Annotated in this window: 23 protein-coding genes; 4 read left to right on the top strand and 19 right to left on the bottom strand. The window is 56.3% G+C overall.

The annotated features are described in order from the left end of the window. Positions 1-21 precede the first annotated feature (21 nt). From atpD to rpmH, 17 genes are all read right to left on the bottom strand, one after another. Positions 22-1,401 (bottom strand): F0F1 ATP synthase subunit beta, encoded by a 1,380-nt coding sequence (gene atpD, locus JFU47_RS17270; protein WP_033059678.1) that lies wholly within the window; start codon positions 1,399-1,401, stop codon positions 22-24. A 27-nt stretch (positions 1,402-1,428) separates the two neighbouring features. Then, positions 1,429-2,289 carry a F0F1 ATP synthase subunit gamma gene (atpG, locus tag JFU47_RS17265; RefSeq protein WP_123367463.1) on the bottom strand — a complete coding sequence of 287 codons (861 nt, stop codon included), beginning with the start codon at positions 2,287-2,289 and terminating at the stop codon, positions 1,429-1,431. A gap of 50 nt (positions 2,290-2,339) precedes the next feature. Continuing rightward, complete coding sequence (atpA, locus tag JFU47_RS17260) at positions 2,340-3,884, bottom strand: F0F1 ATP synthase subunit alpha (RefSeq protein ID WP_033059681.1); 1,545 nt, start codon at positions 3,882-3,884, stop codon at positions 2,340-2,342. Positions 3,885-3,905: 21 nt separating this feature from the next. Further along, complete coding sequence (locus JFU47_RS17255; RefSeq protein WP_033059683.1) at positions 3,906-4,442, bottom strand: F0F1 ATP synthase subunit delta; 537 nt, start codon at positions 4,440-4,442, stop codon at positions 3,906-3,908. 12 nt (positions 4,443-4,454) lie between these two features. Beyond that, positions 4,455-4,925, bottom strand: a complete 471-nt coding sequence (locus JFU47_RS17250; RefSeq protein WP_008155711.1) for a F0F1 ATP synthase subunit B — start codon at positions 4,923-4,925, stop codon at positions 4,455-4,457. Between the two features lie 56 nt (positions 4,926-4,981). After that, positions 4,982-5,239, bottom strand: coding sequence for a F0F1 ATP synthase subunit C (gene atpE, locus JFU47_RS17245; RefSeq protein WP_002555987.1), 258 nt, complete (start codon positions 5,237-5,239; stop codon positions 4,982-4,984). Between the two features lie 133 nt (positions 5,240-5,372). Beyond that, positions 5,373-6,242 (bottom strand): F0F1 ATP synthase subunit A, encoded by an 870-nt coding sequence (gene atpB / locus JFU47_RS17240; protein WP_123367462.1) that lies wholly within the window; start codon positions 6,240-6,242, stop codon positions 5,373-5,375. 16 nt (positions 6,243-6,258) lie between these two features. Then, complete coding sequence (locus JFU47_RS17235; protein WP_007948092.1) at positions 6,259-6,666, bottom strand: F0F1 ATP synthase subunit I; 408 nt, start codon at positions 6,664-6,666, stop codon at positions 6,259-6,261. Between the two features lie 148 nt (positions 6,667-6,814). Then, positions 6,815-7,687 (bottom strand): ParB/RepB/Spo0J family partition protein, encoded by an 873-nt coding sequence (locus JFU47_RS17230; protein ID WP_008027541.1) that lies wholly within the window; start codon positions 7,685-7,687, stop codon positions 6,815-6,817. Positions 7,688-7,696: 9 nt separating this feature from the next. Continuing rightward, on the bottom strand, positions 7,697-8,494 hold the full coding sequence (locus JFU47_RS17225; protein ID WP_008155709.1) for a ParA family protein: 798 nt from the start codon (positions 8,492-8,494) through the stop codon (positions 7,697-7,699). An 18-nt stretch (positions 8,495-8,512) separates the two neighbouring features. Beyond that, positions 8,513-9,157 (bottom strand): 16S rRNA (guanine(527)-N(7))-methyltransferase RsmG, encoded by a 645-nt coding sequence (gene rsmG / locus JFU47_RS17220; protein WP_201184515.1) that lies wholly within the window; start codon positions 9,155-9,157, stop codon positions 8,513-8,515. Then, entirely contained in the window at positions 9,154-11,052 is a 1,899-nt protein-coding gene (mnmG, locus tag JFU47_RS17215; protein ID WP_201184514.1) for a tRNA uridine-5-carboxymethylaminomethyl(34) synthesis enzyme MnmG, read from the bottom strand. The genes rsmG and mnmG overlap by 4 nt, the downstream gene beginning before the upstream one ends. Before the next feature lie 551 nt (positions 11,053-11,603). Further along, on the bottom strand, positions 11,604-12,974 hold the full coding sequence (gene mnmE, locus JFU47_RS17210) for a tRNA uridine-5-carboxymethylaminomethyl(34) synthesis GTPase MnmE (protein ID WP_123367460.1): 1,371 nt from the start codon (positions 12,972-12,974) through the stop codon (positions 11,604-11,606). A gap of 79 nt (positions 12,975-13,053) precedes the next feature. Further along, a complete protein-coding gene (yidC, locus tag JFU47_RS17205) occupies positions 13,054-14,739 on the bottom strand; it encodes a membrane protein insertase YidC (RefSeq protein ID WP_129439752.1) in 1,686 nt (561 codons plus the stop codon). Positions 14,740-14,741: 2 nt separating this feature from the next. Next, positions 14,742-14,987, bottom strand: a complete 246-nt coding sequence (yidD, locus tag JFU47_RS17200; RefSeq protein WP_074872215.1) for a membrane protein insertion efficiency factor YidD — start codon at positions 14,985-14,987, stop codon at positions 14,742-14,744. Next, the gene (gene rnpA / locus JFU47_RS17195; RefSeq protein WP_031319201.1) at positions 14,980-15,381 is read right to left on the bottom strand and encodes a ribonuclease P protein component; all 402 of its coding nucleotides are present in this window, start codon (positions 15,379-15,381) and stop codon (positions 14,980-14,982) included. The genes yidD and rnpA overlap by 8 nt, the downstream gene beginning before the upstream one ends. A 16-nt stretch (positions 15,382-15,397) precedes the next feature. Then, positions 15,398-15,532, bottom strand: coding sequence for a 50S ribosomal protein L34 (gene rpmH / locus JFU47_RS17190; protein WP_003213577.1), 135 nt, complete (start codon positions 15,530-15,532; stop codon positions 15,398-15,400). 568 nt (positions 15,533-16,100) lie between these two features. Between rpmH and dnaA the strand changes: the two genes are divergently transcribed. The 4 genes from dnaA to gyrB are packed head-to-tail and all read left to right on the top strand — an operon-like array spanning position 16,101 to position 22,317. Then, entirely contained in the window at positions 16,101-17,621 is a 1,521-nt protein-coding gene (gene dnaA / locus JFU47_RS17185) for a chromosomal replication initiator protein DnaA (RefSeq protein ID WP_201184512.1), read from the top strand. Positions 17,622-17,660: 39 nt separating this feature from the next. Next, positions 17,661-18,764: a DNA polymerase III subunit beta gene (gene dnaN, locus JFU47_RS17180; protein WP_017341709.1), complete on the top strand. Its 1,104-nt coding sequence runs from the start codon at positions 17,661-17,663 to the stop codon at positions 18,762-18,764. A gap of 20 nt (positions 18,765-18,784) precedes the next feature. Next, complete coding sequence (recF, locus tag JFU47_RS17175; RefSeq protein ID WP_201184511.1) at positions 18,785-19,888, top strand: DNA replication/repair protein RecF; 1,104 nt, start codon at positions 18,785-18,787, stop codon at positions 19,886-19,888. Between the two features lie 5 nt (positions 19,889-19,893). Beyond that, the gene (gene gyrB / locus JFU47_RS17170) at positions 19,894-22,317 is read left to right on the top strand and encodes a DNA topoisomerase (ATP-hydrolyzing) subunit B (protein ID WP_140675843.1); all 2,424 of its coding nucleotides are present in this window, start codon (positions 19,894-19,896) and stop codon (positions 22,315-22,317) included. A gap of 287 nt (positions 22,318-22,604) precedes the next feature. Here gyrB and JFU47_RS17165 read toward each other — a convergent pair whose 3' ends face one another. Together JFU47_RS17165 and gmhB are read right to left on the bottom strand one after the other, a co-directional pair. Beyond that, entirely contained in the window at positions 22,605-23,384 is a 780-nt protein-coding gene (locus JFU47_RS17165; protein ID WP_201184509.1) for a lysophospholipid acyltransferase family protein, read from the bottom strand. Between the two features lie 83 nt (positions 23,385-23,467). Then, complete coding sequence (gene gmhB, locus JFU47_RS17160) at positions 23,468-24,007, bottom strand: D-glycero-beta-D-manno-heptose 1,7-bisphosphate 7-phosphatase (protein WP_177338824.1); 540 nt, start codon at positions 24,005-24,007, stop codon at positions 23,468-23,470. Positions 24,008-24,009 lie beyond the last annotated feature (2 nt).

The raw sequence follows: 24,009 nt of genomic DNA, 5'->3' as shown, positions 1-24,009 counted from the left end.
GCCCGTTGCCGGGCGCCGGGATTACAGTTTCTTGGCTTTCTCGATCGCTTCTTCGATGCCGCCGACCATGTAGAACGCTTGTTCTGGCAGGTGGTCGTAGTCACCGTTGAGGATGCCTTTGAAGCCAGCAATGGTGTCTTTCAGGGAAACGTATTTACCCGAAGCACCGGTGAAGACTTCAGCCACGAAGAACGGCTGCGACAAGAAACGCTGGATCTTACGAGCACGGTTTACCAACTGCTTGTCGGCTTCCGACAGCTCGTCCATACCCAGGATCGCAATGATGTCCTTCAGTTCTTTGTAACGTTGCAGAACATACTGTACGCCGCGAGCGGTGTCGTAGTGGTCCTGGCCGATTACGTTCGGGTCCAGCTGGCGCGAAGTCGAGTCGAGTGGATCGACCGCTGGGTAGATACCCAGGGAAGCGATGTCACGGGACAGAACGACGGTGGCGTCCAAGTGGGCGAAAGTGGTCGCTGGCGACGGGTCAGTCAAGTCATCCGCAGGTACGTATACCGCTTGGATCGAAGTGATCGAACCGTTTTTGGTCGAAGTGATACGCTCTTGCAGAGTACCCATCTCTTCGGCCAGGGTCGGCTGGTAACCTACTGCGGAAGGCATACGGCCCAGCAGTGCGGATACTTCAGTACCGGCCAGGGTGTAACGATAGATGTTGTCGACGAACAGCAGAACGTCGTTACCTTCGTCACGGAACTTCTCGGCCATGGTCAGGCCGGTCAGTGCTACGCGCAGACGGTTACCCGGCGGCTCGTTCATCTGACCGTAAACCAGTGCCACTTTGTCCAGAACGTTGGAATCCTTCATCTCGTGGTAGAAGTCGTTACCCTCACGAGTACGCTCACCCACACCGGCGAACACGGAATAACCGCTGTGCTCGATGGCGATGTTACGGATCAGTTCCATCATGTTTACGGTTTTGCCTACACCGGCACCACCGAACAGACCGACTTTACCACCCTTGGCGAACGGGCAAACCAGGTCGATAACCTTGATGCCGGTTTCCAGCAGGTCGTTGCCGCCAGCTTGTTCAGCGAAGGTTGGCGCAGGACGGTGAATGCCCCAGCGCTCTTCGGTGTCAATCGGGCCAGCTTCGTCGATCGGGTTACCCAGTACGTCCATGATCCGGCCCAGGGTCGCTTTACCGACCGGTACGGAGATGGCTGCGCCGGAGTCCTTGACTTCCAGACCGCGCTTCAAGCCTTCGGTGGAACCCATCGCAATGGTACGAACCACGCCGTCGCCCAGCTGTTGCTGAACTTCCAGAGTGGTCCCTGCCGCGCTTTGTACCAACAGCGCGTTATAGATGCTCGGTACGCTGTCGCGTGGAAATTCCACGTCGATAACGGCGCCGATGATTTGAACGATACGTCCGCTACTCATAGCTGGATCCTCTGAATATTTGAACCGTTAAACCGCGGCAGCGCCGCCGACGATTTCCGAGATCTCTTGGGTGATCGCAGCCTGACGCGCCTTGTTGTAGACCAGCTGCAAATCGCTGATCAAATCACCGGCGTTGTCGGTAGCGTTCTTCATCGCGATCATCCGCGCAGCTTGTTCAGCCGCGTTGTTCTCGACCACCGCCTGGTAGACCTGCGACTCAACGTAGCGGACCATCAAGCCGTCAAGCAGCTCTTTGGCATCCGGTTCGTAGAGATAGTCCCAGTGGTGCTTGAGCGATTGATCCGGGGTTGCCTCCAGTGGAATCAACTGCTCCACAGTAGGCTGTTGCGTCATGGTGTTGATGAACTTGTTGGACACCACGGACAGGCGATCAATACGGCCGTCCAGGTAGGCATCCAGCATCACCTTGACGCTGCCAATCAGATCATTGATCGACGGCTCTTCACCCAGGTGGCTGATAGCTGCAACGACGTTACCGCCGAAGTTGCGGAAGAAAGCCGCACCCTTGCTACCAACAACACACAGATCAATCTCGACGCCGTTTTCGCGGTTTACCGCCATGTCCTTGACCAGGGCCTTGAACAGGTTGGTGTTCAAGCCACCACACAGACCACGGTCACTGCTCACTACAACATAACCGACGCGCTTGATTTCACGCTCGATCATGAAGGGGTGGCGATATTCCGGGTTAGCGTTGGCCAAATGACCAATAACCTGGCGGATGCGCTCCGCGTAAGGACGGCTAGCAGACATACGCATTTGTGCCTTGCGCATTTTGCTGACCGCCACTTTTTCCATGGCGCTGGTAATCTTTTGCGTGCTTTTGATGCTCGCAATCTTACTGCGAATCTCTTTTGCGCCTGCCATGTAACACCTATCAGGTTAGCAAGCGGGAGCCTTGCGGCTCCCGCTGCGGCTTACCAGGTTTGGGTGGCCTTGAACTTCTCGATACCGGCTTTCATGCCAGCGTCGATTTCGTCATTGAAGTCACCCTTCACGTTGATCTTCGCCATCAATTCGGCGTGATCGCGGTTGAAGAAAGCAATCAGCGCTTGTTCGAAGCTGCCGATCTTGGCGATTTCAACGTCAGTCAGGAACCCACGCTCAGCGGCATACAGCGACAGCGCCATGTCAGCGATCGACATTGGTGCGTATTGCTTCTGCTTCATCAGCTCGGTAACGCGCTGACCATGCTCAAGTTGCTTACGGGTCGCTTCGTCCAGGTCAGAAGCGAACTGGGCGAATGCCGCCAGTTCACGGTACTGAGCCAGAGCGGTACGGATACCACCGGAGAGCTTCTTGATGATCTTGGTCTGAGCGGCACCACCCACACGGGATACCGAAACACCGGCGTTCACAGCAGGACGGATCCCGGAGTTGAACATGGCCGATTCCAGGAAGATCTGACCGTCGGTGATGGAAATCACGTTGGTCGGAACGAACGCGGAAACGTCGCCAGCCTGGGTTTCGATGATCGGCAGTGCGGTCAGGGAACCGGTTTTGCCGGTCACTGCGCCGTTGGTGAACTTCTCTACGTACTCTTCCGAAACGCGGGATGCGCGCTCCAACAGACGGGAGTGGAGATAGAACACGTCGCCTGGGTAAGCTTCACGGCCTGGTGGACGGCGCAGCAGCAGGGAAATCTGGCGGTAAGCCACTGCTTGCTTGGACAGATCGTCATAAACGATCAGCGCGTCTTCACCGCGGTCGCGGAAGAATTCACCCATGGTGCAACCGGAGTACGGTGCCAGGAACTGCAGTGCTGCAGATTCCGAAGCGCTCGCAGCCACGACGATGGTGTTAGCCAGTGCGCCGTTTTCTTCCAGTTTGCGAACCACGTTAGCGATGGTCGATTGTTTCTGACCGATCGCTACGTAGACGCAGAAAATGCCGCTGTTTTTCTGGTTGATGATCGCGTCGATCGCCAGAGCGGTTTTACCGATCTGACGGTCACCGATGATCAGCTCACGCTGGCCACGGCCGACAGGGATCATGGCATCGACAGCCTTGTAGCCAGTCTGTACAGGCTGGTCTACCGACTTACGCCAGATCACGCCTGGAGCAACTTTCTCGACCGCATCGGTCTCGGTGTTGTTCAGCGGACCTTTGCCGTCAACTGGGTTACCCAGTGCGTCGACTACGCGACCCAGCAGTTCCTTACCAACCGGAACTTCAAGGATGCGGCCAGTGCACTTGGCGCTCATGCCTTCAGCCAGAGACTGGTAAGAGCCCAATACAACGGCACCTACAGAGTCTTGCTCCAGGTTGAGAGCCATACCGAAGACGCCGCCCGGAAACTCGATCATCTCGCCGTACATTACGTCGGCCAGACCGTGAATCCGCACGATACCGTCAGATACGCTGACGACAGTGCCTTCGTTACGGGCTTGGGAGGTCACATCGAGCTTGTCGATGCGGCCCTTGATAATTTCACTTATTTCGGAAGGATTGAGTTGCTGCATTGCTCTGCTGCCCCTTCAAACTCAAGATTTCAATGCTTCGGCAAGGTTCGCGAGTTTGCCGCGAATCGAGCCATCGATTACCAGGTCGCCGGCGCGGATGATGACACCACCAATAAGGGTGGCATCCTCCGCAGCGTGCAGTCGCACTTCCCGGCCGAGCCGTGCACTGAGAACCTTGGCGAGTTTGTCTTGCTGTTCTTGGTTCAATGCAAAAGCACTGGTTACGTCCACGTCTACCGATTTCTCTTGTTCGGCCTTGTACAGGTCAAACAGAGCGGCGATCTCCGGCAAAAGCGGGAGACGGTCGTTTTCGGCAACGACGTGAATGAAATTCTGTGCCTTGGCATCGAACTTGTCGCCACACACGTCAATAAACGTGGTGGCCTTGTTTGCGCTCGTCAGTCGCGGGGCCTTGAGCACGCGCTGCATGGTGTCGTCTTGCGACACTGCTGCAGCCAGGCCGAGCATGGCTGACCAAGAGGCCAGTTGCTGGTGGGCCTGGGCGTGCTCGAAGGCTGCCTTAGCGTAAGGTCGGGCCAACGTGGTCAATTCTGCCATGATCGCCCTCGCTTAAATTTCAGCAGCCAGTTTGTTTACCAGCTCCGCGTGCGCGTTTTGATCGATTGTGGCACCCAGGATCTTCTCGGCGCCGCCAACGGCCAGAGCACCCAATTGGGCACGCAGCGCGTCTTTGACACTGTTCAGTTCCTGCTCGATCTCGGCCTGAGCCTGAACCTTCACACGGTCAGCGTCGATACGGGCTTTTTCAACAGCCTCTTCAACGATCTGGTTACCGCGTTTCTTGGCCTGCTCAATGATTTCAGCTGCCTGAGCTTTTGCTTCGCGCAGTTGATGACCCGCTTTCTCTTGGGCCAACTCCAGGTCGCGAGCTGCTCGGCTGGCAGCATCCAGTCCATCCGCGATCTTCTTCTGACGTTCGTGCAAAGCCGCGATGACCGGAGGCCACACGAACTTCATGCAAAACAGTACAAAAATGAAGAACGCAACGGACTGGCCAATCAGGGTTGCATTAATGTTCACGCCAACACCTCGCTCGTTCGTTGCACATCACACCAATTACTCGAAGGTTCGAGTAATTAGCCAGCGAGTTGACCAACGAATGGGTTCGCGAAGGTGAAGAACAGAGCGATACCAACACCGATCATGGTTACGGCGTCGAGCAGACCGGCAACGATGAACATTTTAACTTGCAGCATTGGAACCATCTCTGGCTGACGCGCTGCGCCTTCCAGGAACTTGCCACCCAACAGGCCGAAACCAATTGCGGTACCCAGTGCGCCCAGGCCGATCAACAGTGCAACAGCGATAGCGGTTAGACCAACTACAGTTTCCATCTTTCCTCCCGACTTTTACGTCGTATGGTTTAGGTTTTTTAGATTTTAAAGCGGTAAAACAAATCGTTTCATAGCCCTGTTCGGGCACCCACTCGTTTGACCGAGTGGGACATCAGACTAGTCGAGACTGGTCTTAATGGTTCTCTTCGTGCGCCATCGACAGGTAAACGATGGTCAGCATCATGAAGATAAACGCCTGCAGGGTAATGATCAGGATGTGGAACACAGCCCACGCCCACTGCAGAACTATGCCCAGGCCGCTAAGCCAGAGCAGACCGCTGCCGAACATCACAGCAATCAGAATGAAGACCAGTTCGCCGGCGTACATGTTGCCGAACAGACGCAGTGCCAGGGAGATTGGCTTGGCGACCAGCGTCACGAACTCCAGCAGGAAGTTCACCGGGATCAACAGGGCTTGAACGAAGATGTTCTTGCTGCCGAAAGGGTGCAGGGTCAGTTCGCCGATGAAGCCGCCGATACCCTTGACCTTGATGCTGTAGAAAATGATCAACGCGAACACCGACAGGGACATACCCAGAGTCGCGTTCGGGTCAGTGGTCGGAACAGCACGGAAGACCAGATGCGGGTCGCCGGTAATGATGGCGGCCACTTTCGGAATCCAGTCGACCGGAACCAGGTCGACGGCGTTCATCAGGAACACCCAGACAAAAATCGTCAGCGCCAATGGTGCGATCAATGGATTACGGCCGTGAAAGGTATCTTTCACGCTGCTGTCGACGAACTCGATCAGAACCTCGACGAAGTTCTGCAGGCCGCCAGGCTGACCGGAAGTCGCCTTCTTTGCCGCCATGCGGAAAAGAAGAACGAAGATCAGACCCAACGCGACCGACCAGCCGAGAGTATCGACGTGGAAAGCCCAGAAGCCCATTTCTTTGGCTTCTGCTGCGGTGTGGGCAAAACCCCACCCGCCAGTTGGGTGCTGACCGAAGGTCAGGTTCTGCAAGTGGTGCTGGATATAGCCCGAAGCGGTTGTCTCTGCCATGGTTGCCTCAAACGCCCTAAGGTCTCGAAAGTCTTGTTCTCATCAGCAGGGGCGCGAACCAGCTGACCAGTTGGGTCAACACGAAGACGCCGAATACAGCTAGCGGCGCCAATGGCTTCACACCTGCAAACGTCAATGCAAAGAGCACTGCCGTCAAAATTAGTTTGCCCGCCTCGCCGGCATAAAAAGACCGGACGATGGCTTGAGCTGCTCGGGCGCCGGAAAACCGAAAAGCCCTGTGAGCGAAATAAACATTGGGCAGCAAGGCTATCAGGCCTCCGCAGAGTCCTGAGTACCCGGCAACGACTCCATGCCAGTACCAGAGCGCCAAAGCGGCCAGTACCAAAACGACAAATTGAGCCAGTAAGACCGGAAAAACTGCCAGGCGATGGAACGGCAAGCGGTTTGGCGTGCGGCTCTCCATCGTTTTTGCTCCCCAATGATCGGCTGCCAGAATTCAATAACTTGGCATAATTTGTGCCGACAAAATGCGCGCAGAGTATAGGGGCGGTTCTGCCCCTATTCAACTGTCAGGTAGTGATTTCCGACTGCACGCTACATGAGGAAATGTTTCAACGAATGTGTGCAAGCACACCTTGAAGCTCATCAAGGGAGTTGTAACCGATCACCAACTGCCCCTTCCCCTTTTTACCGTGGCGGATCTGCACCGCAGAGCCTAGGCGCTCAGCCAGACGCTGTTCGAGTCGAGCAATATCCGGGTCCGGCTTTACCGGTTCAGCAGGTTCCTGTTTACCACTCAACCACTGGCGAACCAGTGCTTCAGTCTGGCGTACAGTCAGCCCCCGTGCGACAACGTGTCGCGCCCCTTCAACCTGTTGATTTTCCGGTAAACCGAGCAAAGCACGTGCATGACCCATTTCCAGGTCGCCGTGGGACAGCATGGTTTTGATGACTTCCGGCAACGCGATCAAGCGTAGCAGGTTGGCCACGGTCACGCGGGATTTGCCCACGGCTTCGGCCACTTGTTGCTGCGTCAGCTGGAATTCCTGCTGCAAACGCTGCAAAGCCACCGCTTCTTCGATCGGATTGAGGTCTTCGCGCTGGATGTTCTCAATCAGCGCCATGGCGATCGCGGTTTCATCCGGTACATCGCGAACCATTGCCGGGATGGTTTCCTGCCCAGCCTGCTGACTGGCGCGCCAACGGCGTTCGCCGGCGATGATCTCAAATCGGCCGCTGCCGATCGGACGAACCACAATCGGCTGCATCACGCCCTGAGCCTTGATCGACTGCGCCAGCTCTTCCAGCGCCTGAGGATCCATATCCCGGCGCGGCTGGTACTTGCCGCGCTGGATCAGGTCCAGGGGCAGGTGCTGCAGCTCACGCTGATCAGCCTGCACCGCTTGTTCTTCCAGCGAGCTGACAGTCGGACCACTCAGCAGTGCATCCAGTCCACGTCCGAGACCTCGTTTCTTGACGGCCATGGGGATTCCTTAAGTTGCCTGAGCAGCGGCAGTGCGTGAGTTTTTGCGTTGACGACGAACCATCTCGCCCGCCAATGCCAGATAGGCAATGGCGCCCCGCGATGATTTGTCGTACGCCAGCGCCGGCATGCCATAGCTTGGCGCTTCGGCCAGACGGATGTTGCGCGGAATCACCGTGTCGTAGAGCTGCTCGCCGAAGTGTTCCTTGAGCTGCGCCGAAACATCGTTCATCAGGCTCAGGCGCGGGTCATACATGGTCCGCAACAGGCCTTCGACTTTCAGGTTCGGGTTCAGCAACTCAGCGATGCGCTTGATGTTATCCACAAGGTCGCTCAAACCTTCGAGCGCGAAGTACTCGCACTGCATGGGGATAATCACCCCGTCAGCCGCAACCAGTGCGTTAAGCGTGAGCATCGACAACGATGGCGGGCAGTCGATCAAAATGTAATCGTAGTTTTCACGGATCGGCGCCAGCGCGCTGCGCAGGCGGCTTTCCTTCATCTGCATTTCCAGCAGAACCACTTCGGCCGCGGTCAGGTCGCGGTTGGCCGGCAGCAGCTGGTAACCACCGTGTTCGGAATAGTGCATGGCCTGGGCCAGATCGCATTCGCCGATCAGCAGGTCGTAGACCGAGTTCTCCAGGCCGTGTTTATCCACACCGCTACCCATGGTGGCGTTGCCCTGTGGATCGAGATCGATCAACAGCACCCGACGCTTGGTAGCGACCAGGGAAGCTGCGAGGTTGATACAGGTGGTGGTCTTGCCCACACCACCCTTTTGGTTCGCTATCGCGAATACCTTAGCCATTCTTGCTTGTGTTCCCAATCATGCCGTGCGGCGCAGTATCAGCAGATGGCGTTGGCCTTGGCAACCGGGTACGGCCAAGGCGTGTTCGCTATCGAGGTGGAAGTCTGCCGGCAATGCTACCAGCTCATCGGCGGGATGAACGCCCTTCATTGCCAGCCAACGTGTTTCGGCGTCGCCGAGGTGGCGAGTCCAGTTGCTGAAGTTCTCCATGCTGCTGAACGCCCGGGAAATGATCCCGTTGAATGGCTGATCAGGCTGAAAAGCTTCGACGCGACTGTGGATAACTTGAAGGTTATCCAGTTTGAGTTCGAGTTTGACCTGAGTCAGGAAGCGGGTTTTCTTGCCGTTGCTGTCCAGGCAGGTCACTTGAGACTCTGGAAACAGGATGGCCAAGGGAATACCCGGCATGCCGCCGCCGCTGCCAACGTCCAGCCAGCGGCCGTTTTCGACGAACGACATCACGCTCAAACTATCGAGCAAGTGACGGGACACCATTTCGTCCGGATCGCGTACGGCGGTCAGGTTGTAAGCCTTGTTCCATTTGATCAACAGGGCCAGATAACCCAGCAGCTGAGCGTGCTGGGTTTCTGTCAGCGTGACACCGAGCTGGCGAGCACCTGTGGATAACTCTTCTGCATGTTGCGAGGTGACCAACGAACTCAAGCGCTTTGCTCCAACTGACGGCCCGCGCCGCGTTTTTTCAAATGAATCATCAACAGCGAAATCGCTGCCGGCGTCACACCCGGGATACGCGACGCCTGGCCCAAAGTCTCTGGACGGGTCGCACCGAGCTTGCTCTGGATCTCTTTGGAGAGACCGGAAATATTCGTGTAATCGATATCCACAGGCAGTTTTGTGTCTTCGCTGGCCCGCAGCCGTGCGATTTCATCCTGCTGGCGATCGATGTAACCGGCGTATTTGGTCTTGATTTCGACCTGCTCGGCGACTTGTGGATCTTCTGCACCCCCACCGGTGACGGCGATCAGACCAGCGTAGTCGATTTCCGGACGGCTCAGCAGGTTGAGCAAGTTGTATTCGTGGGTCAGCGGCGTGCCGAATTTCTCGGAAATCGCATCGCCTTGCTCAGTGCCCGGGCGAACCCAGGTACTTCTCAGGCGTTGCTCTTCCAGCGTAATGCTTTCGCGTTTGGTGCAGAACGCAGCCCAACGCGCGTCATCCACCAGACCCAGTTCGCGACCTTTTTCGGTCAAGCGCAGGTCAGCGTTATCTTCACGCAGGATCAGGCGGTATTCGGCGCGGGACGTGAACATCCGATACGGTTCCTGGGTACCCAGGGTAATCAGGTCGTCGACCAACACTCCGATGTACGCCTCGTCGCGACGCGGGCACCAGGCATCTTTGCCCTGAGCACGCAGTGCGGCGTTGGCCCCGGCCAGCAAACCCTGGGCGCCGGCTTCTTCGTAACCGGTGGTGCCGTTGATTTGTCCGGCGAAGAACAGACCGCCGATGACTTTGGTTTCCAGGTTGTACTTCAGGTCACGCGGGTCGAAGTAGTCGTATTCGATGGCGTAACCCGGACGAACGATGTGCGCGTTTTCCATGCCGCGGATCGATTGCACGATCTGCAGTTGCACATCGAACGGCAAGGATGTGGATATCCCGTTCGGGTACAGCTCGTTGGTCGTCAGGCCTTCCGGCTCGATGAAGACCTGATGGCTTTCCTTGTCGGCAAAGCGATGGATCTTGTCTTCGATCGACGGGCAGTAACGCGGGCCGATACCTTCGATCACACCGGCATCGGAATACATCGGCGACCGATCAAGGTTGGCGGCAATGATTTCATGGGTGCGGGCGTTGGTGTGGGTAATCCAGCAGCTGACCTGTTTCGGGTGCTGCTCTTTGGAACCCATGAACGACATCACCGGGATCGGTGTATCGCCGGCTTGCTCGGTCATCACCGAGAAATCCACAGAACGACCGTCGATACGCGGTGGGGTGCCGGTTTTCAGGCGACCAACGCGCAATGGCAATTCACGCAAACGGTGAGCCAGGGCGATCGATGGCGGATCACCGGCACGGCCACCGGAAAAATTCTGCATTCCGATGTGGATAAGTCCACCGAGAAAGGTGCCAGTAGTTAACACCACGGAATCCGCGAGGAAACGCAGGCCCATTTGGGTGACAACACCGCGCACTTGTTCCTGCTCGACGATCAGGTCGTCGGCTGCCTGTTGAAATATCCACAGGTTCGGCTGGTTTTCGAGGATTTCGCGGACAGCGGCCTTGTACAGAACCCGATCAGCCTGAGCGCGGGTTGCCCGCACGGCCGGGCCTTTGCGGCTGTTCAATACGCGAAATTGAATACCGCCCTTATCGGTAGCCATGGCCATCGCGCCGCCGAGGGCATCGATTTCCTTGACCAGATGGCTTTTGCCGATCCCACCGATAGCGGGGTTGCAACTCATGGCACCGAGGGTTTCCACGTTATGCGTCAGTAACAGGGTTTTTGCACCCATGCGTGCTGAGGCCAGTGCTGCCTCGGTACCGGCATGACCGCCGCCGATGACGATCACTTCAAAACGGGAAGGGAAATCCACCACGCACCTCGTGCCTGCTTCAGTTAGGTAATCCGGAATAGGTTGATCTCAGGTTTTTGGACCTGGTCGGCAAGTATAGGGACTTCGCCCTTCCTAAAGAACCCTTTGCACAAAATTTAACCAGCTGTGGAGAAGTCGCGGTTATAGAAATTAAAAAGAGAGAAATTTATTAAATCTTTGTTTTTATGTTTATTTCTACTGAGGCACATTTCTGTGGATAGATCTCTACAGGCCTTTATATTCAATATGTACAGAGATTCAAAACCCTGTGGTCATGTGCCAATGAGGCCCTTGGATAACCGGTTTAAGCCTGTGGATGAAAGGGGTGCTTATCCACAGGGGCGGTTATCTTCAGTTTTGAGGCCCTGTTATCAACTGCCCTTAGAGGCAGTTATTCACAGGGCTTAATCCACAGAAAACTGCTGAATAGGCAAATCCTGGGCACGGGAAATCCGCTCAAGCAGAAAGAATCTGCTCAGCACTGGAAGATAATTTAAGAAAAGGAGGGAACAGACAGGCACGAATGGCCTGTCTGTGGACAACGGGGAAGATTATTTACCGATACAGAAGCTGGAAAAGATCCGTCCCAGCAGGTCATCGGAGCTGAATGCACCAGTGATTTCACCCAAAGCGTGTTGGGCTTGTCGCAAATCCTCGGCTAACAGTTCACCGGCACCCGCCAGGGTCAGCTGTGCACGGCCGTGCTCAAGGGACGCACTGGCGTGGCGCAACGCTTCAAGGTGACGCCTGCGAGCACTGAAGCTGCTTTCAGAGGTCTGCTCGTAACCCATGCAGGCCTTGAGGTGGTCGCGCAGCAATTCCAGCCCTTCACCTGCAGATTTGGCGCTCAGGCTGATGGTGACGTGGCCATCCTCGCTAACTTCCAGGGCAATGGCTTCGCCAGTGAGGTCAGCCTTGTTTCGAATCAGCGTGACTTTCGCCGGATCCGGACGGATTTCCAGGAATTCAGGCCATAACGCGAACGGATCAAGTGCCTCAGGAGCCGTAGCATCGACCACCAACAGCACGCGATCAGCCTCGCCGATTGCTTTCAGCGCCCGTTCGACACCGATTTTTTCTACCTGGTCGTCGGTATCTCGCAGGCCTGCGGTGTCAACCACATGCAGCGGCATACCATCGATGTGGATATGTTCACGAAGAATGTCCCGGGTAGTGCCGGCAATCTCGGTGACGATCGCGGCTTCACGGCCGGCCAGCGCATTCAACAGGCTGGATTTACCGGCATTCGGCCGGCCGGCGATCACCACGGTCATCCCGTCACGCAGCAAGGCACCCTGCCCGGCTTCCCGTAGTACGGTGGATAACTCGTCACGCACTTTGTCGAGCATGCTCAATACGTGGCCATCGGCGAGGAAGTCGATTTCTTCTTCAGGGAAGTCGATCGCCGCTTCGACATAGATGCGCAGGCCAATCAATTGCTCGGTGAGGTTATGCACACGTTCGGAGAATGCGCCCTGCAAGGAACGCAGGGCATTTCGCGCAGCCTGTGCAGAACTCGCTTCGATCAAATCAGCGATGGCCTCGGCCTGAGCCAGGTCGAGTTTGTCATTGAGGAACGCGCGCTCGCTGAATTCCCCCGGCCGGGCCAACCGACAGCCCAGTTCCAGGCAACGCTTGAGCAGCATATCCAGAACTATCGGACCACCATGGCCCTGGAGCTCCAGCACATCTTCGCCGGTGAACGAGTTCGGGCCGGGAAAATACAGGGCGATACCTTGATCCAGCACCTCATCGTTTTTACTGAGGAACGGGCCGTAGTGCGCAAATCGCGGCTTGAGTTCACGACCGCTGAAGGCCTTGGCCGCAACACTCGCCAGCGGCCCGGAAATACGGACGATGCCTACCCCGCCGCGACCTTGAGCGGTGGCGACGGCGGCGATGGTTTCACGAGGAACGCTCATAAACCGTTATCCAGACAAAAGTGACAGATAGCAAAACGCCCCACTAGGGGGCGTTTTGAGTGGTTATCCACAGTGTAAATCAGGCAGCTGCTTTGGTAGCTGCTTCGATCTTACGAGTGATGTACCACTGTTGGGCGATCGACAGGCAGTTGTTCACTACCCAGTACAGCACCAGACCAGCCGGGAACCACAGGAAGAAGAAGGTGAAGATGATTGGCATCAACTTCATCACCTTGGCCTGCATCGGGTCCGGAGGAGTCGGGTTCAGCTGCTGCTGGATGAACATGGTTGCACCCATGATGATCGGCAGAATGAAGAACGGATCCTTGATCGACAGGTCAGTAATCCACAGCATGAACGGCGCTTGGCGCATTTCAACGCTTTCCAGCAGAACCCAGTACAGCGAAAGGAAAACCGGCATCTGCACGAGGATTGGCAAGCAACCACCCAGCGGATTGATCTTTTCTTTCTTGTACAGCTCCATCATGGATTGCGACATTTTCTGCCGGTCGTCGCCATGTTGCTCTTTCAGCGCCGCCAGTTTCGGTGCCACTGCACGCATGCGCGCCATGGATTTGTAGCTGGCAGCCGACAGCGGGAAGAAGATCCCTTTGATCAGCATGGTCAGGAAGATGATCGACCAGCCCCAGTTACCGACTAGCGCGTGGATGTGTTGCAGCAGCCAGAAGATTGGCTGGGCAATGAACCACAGAATGCCGTAGTCGACGGTCAGTTCCAGACCCGGGGACAACTCTTTCAGCACGGCCTGACTTTTCGGACCGGCATACAGAACGGCACTGGTCTCGGCTTTTGCACCTGGCGCGACAGTCATTGCCGGAGCGGTGTAGCCGATGATGTAGTTGCCTTTGCTGTCTTTACGGGTCTGGACGAGGTTGTTCTCGCCCTTTGCCGGAATCCACGCGGTCACGAAGTAGTGCTGCAACCATGCAACCCAACCACCGTTAACGGTTTCTTTCAGCTGAGCCTTGTCCATGTCCTTCATGGACACTTTCTTGTACGGCTCGTTACTTGTCCACAGGGCGGCGCCCAAGTAAGTCGCGGTGCCGGTGGCGGTGCTGGAAGAAGGATCAGAGCTGGCGTCACGCTTCAATTGCGCGAACATTGCACCGGACCAGGGCTGAGCACTCTGGTTATCGATCAGGTAGGAAACGGTTACGTCATACAGGCCACGTTTCAGGGTGAAACGCTTGATGTAGTTGACGCCGTCCTTGCTGAACTTCAGGTCTGCGACCAATTGGTCCTGACCGTCAGCCAGTTGGTAAATCTTCTTCTCCGAGGAGTAAACCGGACGGCCGGCAGGACTGGCGTCCGGACCGTTGGTGCCGATCAAACCACTTTGAGCCAGATAAGTCCGCTCGTTGCCGTTATCGAACAACTGGAATGGAATTTCCGGATGGTCCTGGCGACGTGGATACAGCGGCAGCGTCAACTGCGCAACATCACCACCTTGTGGATCGATTGCCAGGTTGAGCACATCCGTTTTGATCTGGATGAGGTCTTTGCTTGCAGCTACTGGTGTTTCAGCAGGTGCAGTTGCACTGGTATCGCTTGCGGCGCGTGGAATGTCGTCACTGACAGAAGCATTATTGCCAGTCGCCGTATCCGGTAGGCCCGGTGCGGTAGTACTGGAAGCAACATTCTGAGTCGGCAGGGCAGCCTGGCCATAGTCCTGGTTCCATTTAAGAACCATAACGTAGGACACGATTGCCAGGGCGACGATCAGGATCGTGCGTTTGATATCCATGATTACTCGGCCATCGAAGAAGAACGGGAGGTAGGGATAGATGGAACCGGGTCATAACCACCGGGATTCCACGGATGACAGCGACCTAAACGACGAAAGGCCAGCCAGCCACCGCGCAGAAGGCCATGATTTTCTATGGCTTCATACGCGTAGCAGGAACAACTGGGGTAGAAACGACAGTGACTGGCCATCAGAGGACTAATGGCATAGCGATAAAACTGGATCGGAACGAGTGCCAGTTTACGCATCGGGACTGTCTACCCCTACAGTTTCGGTTTTGACTGCTGGTACCGGCGTGCTGCGTGCCAGACGCTTCCAGAGTTTGCCGAAATGCTGAATCAATTCGGGGTTTTCTACGTCACCCAAACCTTTGCGCGCGACGATAACGATGTCCCAGCCGGCCAGTGAGTCCTGGTTCAGACGGAACGATTCGCGCATCAGACGTTTGAGGCGATTGCGCTCGACGGAGAGCTTTACGCTCTTTTTCCCGATAACCAGCCCGAGACGGGGGTGATCAAGATCGTTGTTGCGCGCAAGGAGCAGGAGATTTTTCCCCGGAACCTTGCCGGTAGGGGAGTCAAAGACTGCCTTGAAATGCCGGGGAGTAAGCAGACGCTTTTCCCGACTGAAGTCCTGACTCACCTCCAGTGCCGGATTATCAAACTGCCAGACGCGCACGACCTTTGGCGCGACGACGCGACAGGACGGCGCGACCGTTTTTGGTAGCCATGCGAGCACGGAAACCGTGGGTACGAGCGCGTTTGATAGTGCTTGGTTGGAAAGTACGTTTCATTGTCGTGTTACCTGGTTCGTCCACAACGGGCCGGAATGGCCCCCGTTTTAAGAGACCGGGGATTCTAGAGAAAGCAAGCCTCTAGGTCAATTTCCAACCAGCGTTTCCTTATAAATAGATCTCCAGACGTTTTTCCTGCCGAGCTCCATTGGCTAGATATAGAAATTAAGAAGGAAAGTATTTAAAGCTTTTCTGTAAAGCTTATAAAAGCTAGGGACACGATCATCTGTGGATAACTGCCATCAGCCCTTTAAAGTCGTGCTGTACAGAGAATGACAAGTACGGTGGAAAACGGTGGTAACCCTGTGCTGCGCTGTCGGATAAGCTGTGTGTGAAAGAGGTAGTTATCCACAGCATGGTTATCCACCGAGTTTCGCCCCCACTTGTACAACGACCTTAGGCCCGGTTATCCACAGAGCTTATGCACAGACCGCTGGTCGTCTTTTTTTCGTATAAATCACTGATTCTTCATGGCAGGTGCACAACCTTCGTGTGGATAAGTCGGGGCTTGGTCGGCTACAATGGCGGCTTGTTTTTGCCTCACCGGCTTTCAACTTAGGGGATATCCGTGTCAGTGGAACTTTGGCAGCAGTGCGTGGAGCTTTTGCGCGATGAGCTGCCTGCCCAACAATTCAACACTTGGATCCGTCCACTACAGGTCGAAGCCGAAGGCGACGAGTTGCGTGTTTACGCACCGAATCGTTTTGTTCTCGACTGGGTCAACGAAAAGTACCTGGGCCGCGTCCTTGAACTGCTGGATGAGCATGGCAATGGCATCGCGCCGGCGCTGTCCTTATTAATAGGCAGCAAACGCAGTTCGGCACCACGTGCAGCCCCGAATGCTCCGTTGGCCGCCGCTGCTTCACAGGCTCAGGCCGCTCAAGCACCTGTCAGCGCCCCGGCGCCAGCCCATGTAGCCGCTCCGACCAAGCGTGCGACGCAAAAAGTTGCAGAGGTTAATGAAGAGCCATCGCGCGACAGCTTCGACCCGATGGCCGGGGCCAGTTCGCAACAAGCCCCAATTCGCGCCGAACAGCGTACGGTGCAGGTCGAAGGCGCGCTCAAGCACACCAGCTACCTGAACCGCACCTTCACCTTCGAAAACTTCGTCGAGGGCAAGTCCAACCAACTGGCCCGGGCTGCGGCCTGGCAAGTGGCGGACAATCCCAAGCACGGTTACAACCCGCTCTTCCTTTATGGTGGCGTCGGCTTGGGTAAAACCCACTTGATGCACGCTGTGGGTAACCACCTATTAAAGAAGAATCCGAATGCCAAGGTTGTGTACCTGCATTCCGAGCGTTTCGTCGCGGACATGGTCAAGGCCTTGCAGCTGAATGCGATCAACGAGTTCAAGCGCTTCTACCGCTCGGTGGATGCGTTGCTGATCGATGACATTCAGTTCTTCGCCCGCAAGGAACGTTCCCAGGAAGAGTTTTTCCACACCTTCAACGCCCTGCTTGAAGGCGGCCAGCAGGTCATTCTCACCAGTGACCGCTACCCGAAAGAAATCGAAGGCCTTGAAGAGCGCCTCAAATCCCGCTTCGGCTGGGGCCTGACGGTAGCCGTCGAGCCGCCGGAACTGGAAACCCGCGTGGCGATCCTGATGAAAAAGGCCGATCAGGCCAAAGTCGATCTGCCCCATGACGCGGCGTTCTTCATTGCCCAACGTATTCGTTCCAACGTCCGTGAGCTGGAAGGCGCGCTCAAACGCGTGATCGCCCACTCGCACTTCATGGGCCGCGATATCACCATCGAGTTGATCCGCGAATCCCTGAAAGATCTGTTGGCACTGCAAGACAAACTGGTCTCTGTGGATAACATTCAGCGCACTGTCGCCGAGTACTACAAGATCAAGATCTCCGACTTGTTGTCCAAACGTCGTTCGCGTTCGGTAGCTCGTCCGCGTCAGGTTGCCATGGCGTTGTCCAAAGAGTTGACTAACCACAGCCTGCCGGAAATCGGCGATGTGTTTGGCGGCCGGGACCACACGACTGTTTTGCACGCCTGCCGCAAGATCAACGAACTTAAGGAATCCGACGCGGACATCCGCGAGGACTACAAGAACCTGCTGCGTACACTGACCACTTGATGAACACCAGCGCAGCTTATTAAGGCAAGGGACTAGACCATGCATTTCACCATTCAACGCGAAGCCCTGTTGAAACCCCTGCAACTGGTCGCAGGCGTCGTCGAGCGCCGACAGACCTTGCCGGTGCTCTCCAACGTGCTACTGGTTGTCGAAGGCCAGCAATTGTCGCTGACCGGTACCGACCTGGAAGTCGAGCTGGTTGGTCGCGTGCAACTCGAAGAACCGGCTGATCCAGGTTCCATCACTGTGCCTGCGCGCAAGCTGATGGATATCTGCAAGAGCTTGCCGAACGATGCGCTGATCGACATCAAGGTTGACGAGCAGAAGCTCGTGGTGAAGGCCGGCCGTAGCCGCTTCACCCTGTCGACTCTGCCGGCCAATGACTTCCCGACTGTGGAAGAAGGCCCTGGCTCGTTGACGTGCAGCCTTGAGCAAAGCAAATTGCGGCGCCTGATTGAACGGACCAGCTTCGCCATGGCCCAGCAGGACGTGCGTTATTACCTCAACGGCATGCTGCTGGAAGTCTCGGCTGGCATCATCCGCGCCGTGGCCACCGACGGTCACCGCCTGGCCATGTGCTCGATGCAGGCTGATATCGGTCAGCCGGATCGCCACCAGGTCATCGTGCCACGTAAAGGTATCCTTGAACTGGCGCGCCTGCTGACTGAGCCGGACGGCATCGTCAGTATCGTACTGGGTCAGCACCACATTCGTGCGACCACTGGCGAGTTCACCTTCACTTCGAAACTGGTCGACGGCAAATTCCCGGACTATGAGCGTGTTCTGCCAAAAGGTGGCGACAAGCTGGTACTCGGTGATCGTCAGGCCCTGCGTGAAGCCTTCAGCCGTACCGCGATTCTGTCCAACGAGAAGTACCGCGGCATCCGTCTGCAACTGGCCAATGGTCAGCTGAAGATCCAGGCGAATAACCCGGAACAGGAAGAAGCTGAAGAAGAAGTGGGCGTTGAGTACAACGGAGGCAATCTGGAAATCGGCTTCAACGTGAGCTATCTGCTCGACGTACTGGGCGTGATGACCACTGAGCAGGTTCGCTTGATCCTGTCCGACTCCAACAGCAGCGCGCTGGTGCAAGAGTCCGACAACGACGACTCGGCCTACGTTGTCATGCCGATGCGTCTGTAATCATGCTCAGCAGAAGCTAGATGTCCTTAAGTCGCGTCTCGGTCACCGCGGTGCGCAATCTGCACCCGGTGACCTTCTCCCCTTCCCCCCGAATCAACATTCTTTACGGCGCCAACGGCAGCGGCAAAACCAGTGTTCTGGAAGCCATTCATCTGCTGGGGCTTGCCCGTTCGTTTCGTAGCACCCGCCTGTTACCGGTCATCCAGTACGAGCAGCTCGCCTGTACGGTGTTTGGTCAGGTGGAGTTGGCCGAGGGTGGGCACAGCGCCTTGGGGATCTCCCGAGACCGTCAAGGGGAGTTCCAGATTCGCATCGACGGGCAGAACGCCCGGAGCGCGGCGCAACTGGCGGAAATCCTGCCGCTGCAATTGATCAACCCTGATAGCTTCCGCTTGCTGGAAGGCGCACCGAAGATTCGCCGGCAGTTTCTCGACTGGGGCGTGTTCCACGTGGAACCACGATTCATGTCCACCTGGCAGCGCTTGCAGAAGGCCCTGCGCCAGAGAAACTCTTGGCTGCGGCATGGTACACTTGACGCCGTTTCGCAAGCGGTTTGGGACAGGGAACTGTGCCAGGCCAGCGCTGAAATTGATGAATACCGCCGCGCTTATATCAAAGCCTTGAAACCAGTCTTTGAACAGACCTTGAGCGAACTGGTTGAGCTCGAGGGCTTAACGCTCAGCTATTACCGAGGTTGGGACAAAGACCGAGAGCTGAGTGCAGTGCTCGCCGGGTCCCTTCAGCGGGATCAGCAAATGGGTCATACCCAGGCCGGACCGCAGCGCGCTGATTTGCGTCTTAGATTGGGCGCACACAACGCCGCGGACATCTTGTCTCGCGGTCAGCAGAAGCTGGTGGTCTGTGCATTGCGGATTGCCCAAGGGCACTTGGTTAACCAGGCCCGACGCGGCCAGTGTATTTATCTGGTGGATGACCTGCCGTCCGAACTGGATGAGCAACACCGCCGTGCGCTTTGCCGCTTGCTGGAAGACTTACGCTGCCAGGTGTTTATCACCTGTGTAGATCACGAATTATTGAGGGAAGGCTGGCAGACGGAAACGCCAGTCGCTCTGTTCCACGTGGAACAGGGCCGTATCACCCAGACCCACGACCATCGGGAGTGAAGGCATTGAGCGAAGAAAATACGAATACCTACGACTCAACGAGCATTAAAGTGCTGAAAGGCCTGGATGCCGTACGCAAACGTCCCGGTATGTACATTGGTGACACCGACGATGGTAGCGGTCTGCACCACATGGTCTTCGAGGTAGTCGACAACTCCATCGATGAAGCGCTCGCTGGCCACTGCGACGACATCAGCATCATCATCCACCCGGACGAATCCATCACCGTTCGCGACAACGGTCGTGGTATCCCGGTAGACGTGCACAAAGAAGAAGGCGTCTCGGCAGCCGAGGTCATCATGACCGTGCTGCACGCCGGCGGTAAGTTCGACGATAACTCCTACAAAGTATCCGGCGGTCTGCACGGTGTCGGTGTGTCGGTTGTGAACGCCTTGTCCGAAGAGCTGGTTCTGACCGTTCGCCGCAGCGGCAAGATCTGGGAACAGACCTACATTCACGGTGTTCCAAAAGAGCCGATGAAAATCGTTGGCGAAAGCGAAAGCACCGGTACCCAGATTCACTTCAAGCCGTCCGATCTGACCTTCAAGAACATACACTTCAGCTGGGACATCCTGGCCAAGCGGATTCGTGAACTGTCCTTCCTCAACTCCGGTGTCGGCATCGTCCTCAAGGATGAGCGCAGCGGCAAGGAAGAGCTGTTCAAGTACGAAGGCGGCCTGCGTGCGTTCGTTGAATACCTGAACACCAACAAGACCCCGGTCAACCAGGTGTTCCATTTCAATGTCCAGCGTGAAGACGGCATCGGCGTGGAAATCGCCCTGCAGTGGAACGACAGCTTCAACGAGAATCTGTTGTGCTTCACCAACAACATCCCGCAGCGCGATGGCGGTACTCACCTGGTGGGTTTCCGTTCCGCACTGACGCGTAACCTGAACACCTACATCGAAGCTGAAGGCCTGGCGAAGAAGCACAAGGTCGCCACCACCGGTGACGATGCCCGTGAAGGTCTTACCGCGATTATCTCGGTAAAAGTACCGGATCCGAAGTTCAGCTCCCAGACCAAAGACAAGCTGGTTTCTTCCGAAGTGAAGACCGCGGTCGAACAGGAAATGGGTAAGTACTTCTCCGACTTCCTGCTGGAAAACCCGAACGAAGCCAAACTGGTCGTCGGCAAGATGATCGACGCGGCGCGTGCGCGTGAAGCGGCACGTAAAGCCCGTGAGATGACCCGTCGTAAAGGCGCGCTGGATATCGCCGGTTTGCCGGGCAAACTGGCTGACTGCCAGGAAAAAGACCCTGCCCTTTCCGAACTGTACCTCGTGGAAGGTGACTCTGCTGGCGGCTCCGCCAAGCAGGGACGTAACCGCCGCACTCAGGCCATCCTGCCGTTGAAAGGTAAGATCCTGAACGTCGAGAAGGCGCGCTTCGACAAGATGATCTCTTCGCAAGAAGTGGGCACCTTGATCACCGCGCTGGGCTGTGGCATTGGCCGCGATGAATACAACATCGCGAAGCTGCGTTACCACAACATCATCATCATGACCGATGCTGACGTCGACGGTTCGCACATCCGTACCCTGCTGCTGACCTTCTTCTTCCGTCAGTTGCCGGAGCTGATCGAGCGCGGCTACATCTACATCGCCCAGCCACCGCTGTACAAGGTCAAGAAAGGCAAGCAAGAGCAATACATCAAAGACGACGACGCCATGGAAGAGTACATGACGCAGTCGGCCCTGGAAGACGCGAGCCTGCACCTGAACGAGGAAGCCCCGGGTATCTCCGGCGCAGCCCTTGAGCGTCTGGTGAATGACTTCCGTCTGGTGATGAAGACCCTCAAGCGTCTGTCGCGCCTGTACCCACAGGAGCTGACCGAGCACTTCATCTACCTGCCAGCCGTCAGCCTGGAGCAATTGTCTGATCACGCAGCGATGCAGGATTGGATGGCCCAGTACGAAGTTCGTCTGCGCACTGTCGAGAAATCCGGCCTGGTTTATAAAGCCAGCCTGCGTGAAGACCGTGAACGTAACGTCTGGCTGCCTGAGGTCGAACTGATCTCCCACGGCTTGTCGAACTACGTCACCTTCAACCGCGATTTCTTCGGCAGCAACGATTACAAGACTGTTGTTTCTCTGGGTGCTCAACTGAGCACCTTGCTGGACGACGGCGCGTATATCCAGCGTGGCGAGCGCAAGAAGCCGGTCACGGAGTTCAAGGAAGCCCTTGAATGGCTGATGGCCGAAAGCACCAAGCGTCACACCATCCAGCGATACAAAGGTCTGGGTGAGATGAACCCGGATCAGCTGTGGGAAACTACCATGGACCCAAGTCAGCGCCGGATGCTCAAAGTGACCATCGAAGACGCCATTGGCGCGGACCAGATCTTCAACACCCTGATGGGTGATGCGGTCGAGCCTCGTCGTGACTTCATCGAAAGCAACGCCCTGGCGGTTTCCAACCTGGACTTCTGATCCAGCGAACCTGCCAAACAAAAAAGGCCAACGCTCAAGCGTTGGCCTTTTTTATTTCTGCGATTCCGTGAAAGCAGCCCCCACGGGCCCTTCGTGCGAAGCCTGAAACCTAGCAAACCCCGGGCATAAAAAAACCGGCTATATCAGCCGGTTTTTTTGCGCCCGAAAAAAACTTATGCACCATTTCCGGCGTTTTATGTGTTTAAGAAATATGTATATAAATCATAAACTTAAAAACAAAAAACGCTACTTTTCGACAAAACGGTACACAGGTTATCCACAGAATCTCAGACAGCAACCTGATCGTTGGCGGAGGGGGCCGCAGGGGCTGCTGGCAGCGAACCCATTTCCCGTTGCATCTGCTCGTTCCAGCTCTGCACCCGGTCATTCAGATCGGCAATGGCGCGCGGCCCACTGCCCACGGCGTACATCGGCTCACCGATGATCACGGTAATGACGCCCTGCTTCTTCGCCCACCCGGTTTTCGGCCAGAACTTGCCAGCATTGTGCGCAATTGGCAGCACGGGAAGTGCGGCGTTGACGGCTAAAGCGGTACCACCCCGAGAGAACTTTCCGATGGTGCCGTAAGGAACGCGCGTTCCCTCAGGGAAGATCAGGACCCAGACGCCGTCTTTCAGCAGTTCATCGCCCTTCTTCGCCACGTGTTTGAGCGCCGCTTTAGGGTTGTCGCGGTCGATGGCGATCGGTCGCAGCATGGCCATGGCCCAGCCGAAGAACGGTACAAACAGCAATGAGCGCTTCAGTACCTGGCTCAACGGCTCAAAGTAGGCGGATAGAAAGAACGTCTCCCACGTGCTCTGGTGGTTCGACTGAATCACGCAGGGCTGGGCGGGCACGTTCTCGGCGCCCTTCACTTCGTAGCTGATACCCAGAAAGACTTTGCTCAGCCACAAGGCGCAGCGGCACCAGTACACATTAATGAAGCGATAGCGCGCCCTGAACGGCAGAAAAGGCGCGATAAAAAAGCTCAGGCTGCACCAGAGCAAAGAGCTGATGCCCAGCAGCAGGTAAAAGAGGAAGGATCTGATGGCCTGCAGTATCGACATGGCGACATTTACCGTTGCGGGCTCTGCCCGTCTATATAAAGCGCACTCCCGATCAATCCCTGGTCAGGAACAATCGAAGCACTCTAATTGTGGATAAGTTCTGCGGCAATCGCCGCCAGATCGTCAAAAATCAAGGTGCCTGCCGGTAGGGTCTTGCCCAAAGTCTTTTCGCCTTTCCCGGTCTTTACCAAAACTGGCTGAGAATCGACGGCTTTGGCGGCCTCCAGGTCACCAAGGGTATCGCCGACGAACCAAAGATTGGTCAGCGATACGTTGTAATGCGCGGCGATGGTTTTCAACATCCCGGGTTTGGGTTTACGGCAATCGCAGCCATCGTCCGGTCCGTGCGGGCAATAGACGATCAGCCCGACTTCACCGCCCTGCTCCGCCACCCGCTCGCGCAAGCGCTCGTGCATGGCGTCCAGGGTGGCGATGTCGTAATAGCCGCGAGCGATGCCCGACTGGTTGGTAGCCACCGCTACCGTCCAGCCGGCCTTGCTCAACTGCGCGATGGCTTCGATCGAACCCGGGAGCGGAATCCACTCCTCCACCGACTTGATGTAAGCGTCGGAGTCGTAATTGATCACCCCGTCCCGATCGAGAATCAGCAGTTTCAACAGCAGCC

The organism is Pseudomonas sp. TH39(2020), from assembly GCF_016650715.1.
GTDB lineage: Bacteria > Pseudomonadota > Gammaproteobacteria > Pseudomonadales > Pseudomonadaceae > Aquipseudomonas > Aquipseudomonas mandelii_C.
The sequence above is the reverse complement of the archived record's forward strand: the minus strand, read 5'-3'. Positions and strand labels throughout refer to the sequence as shown.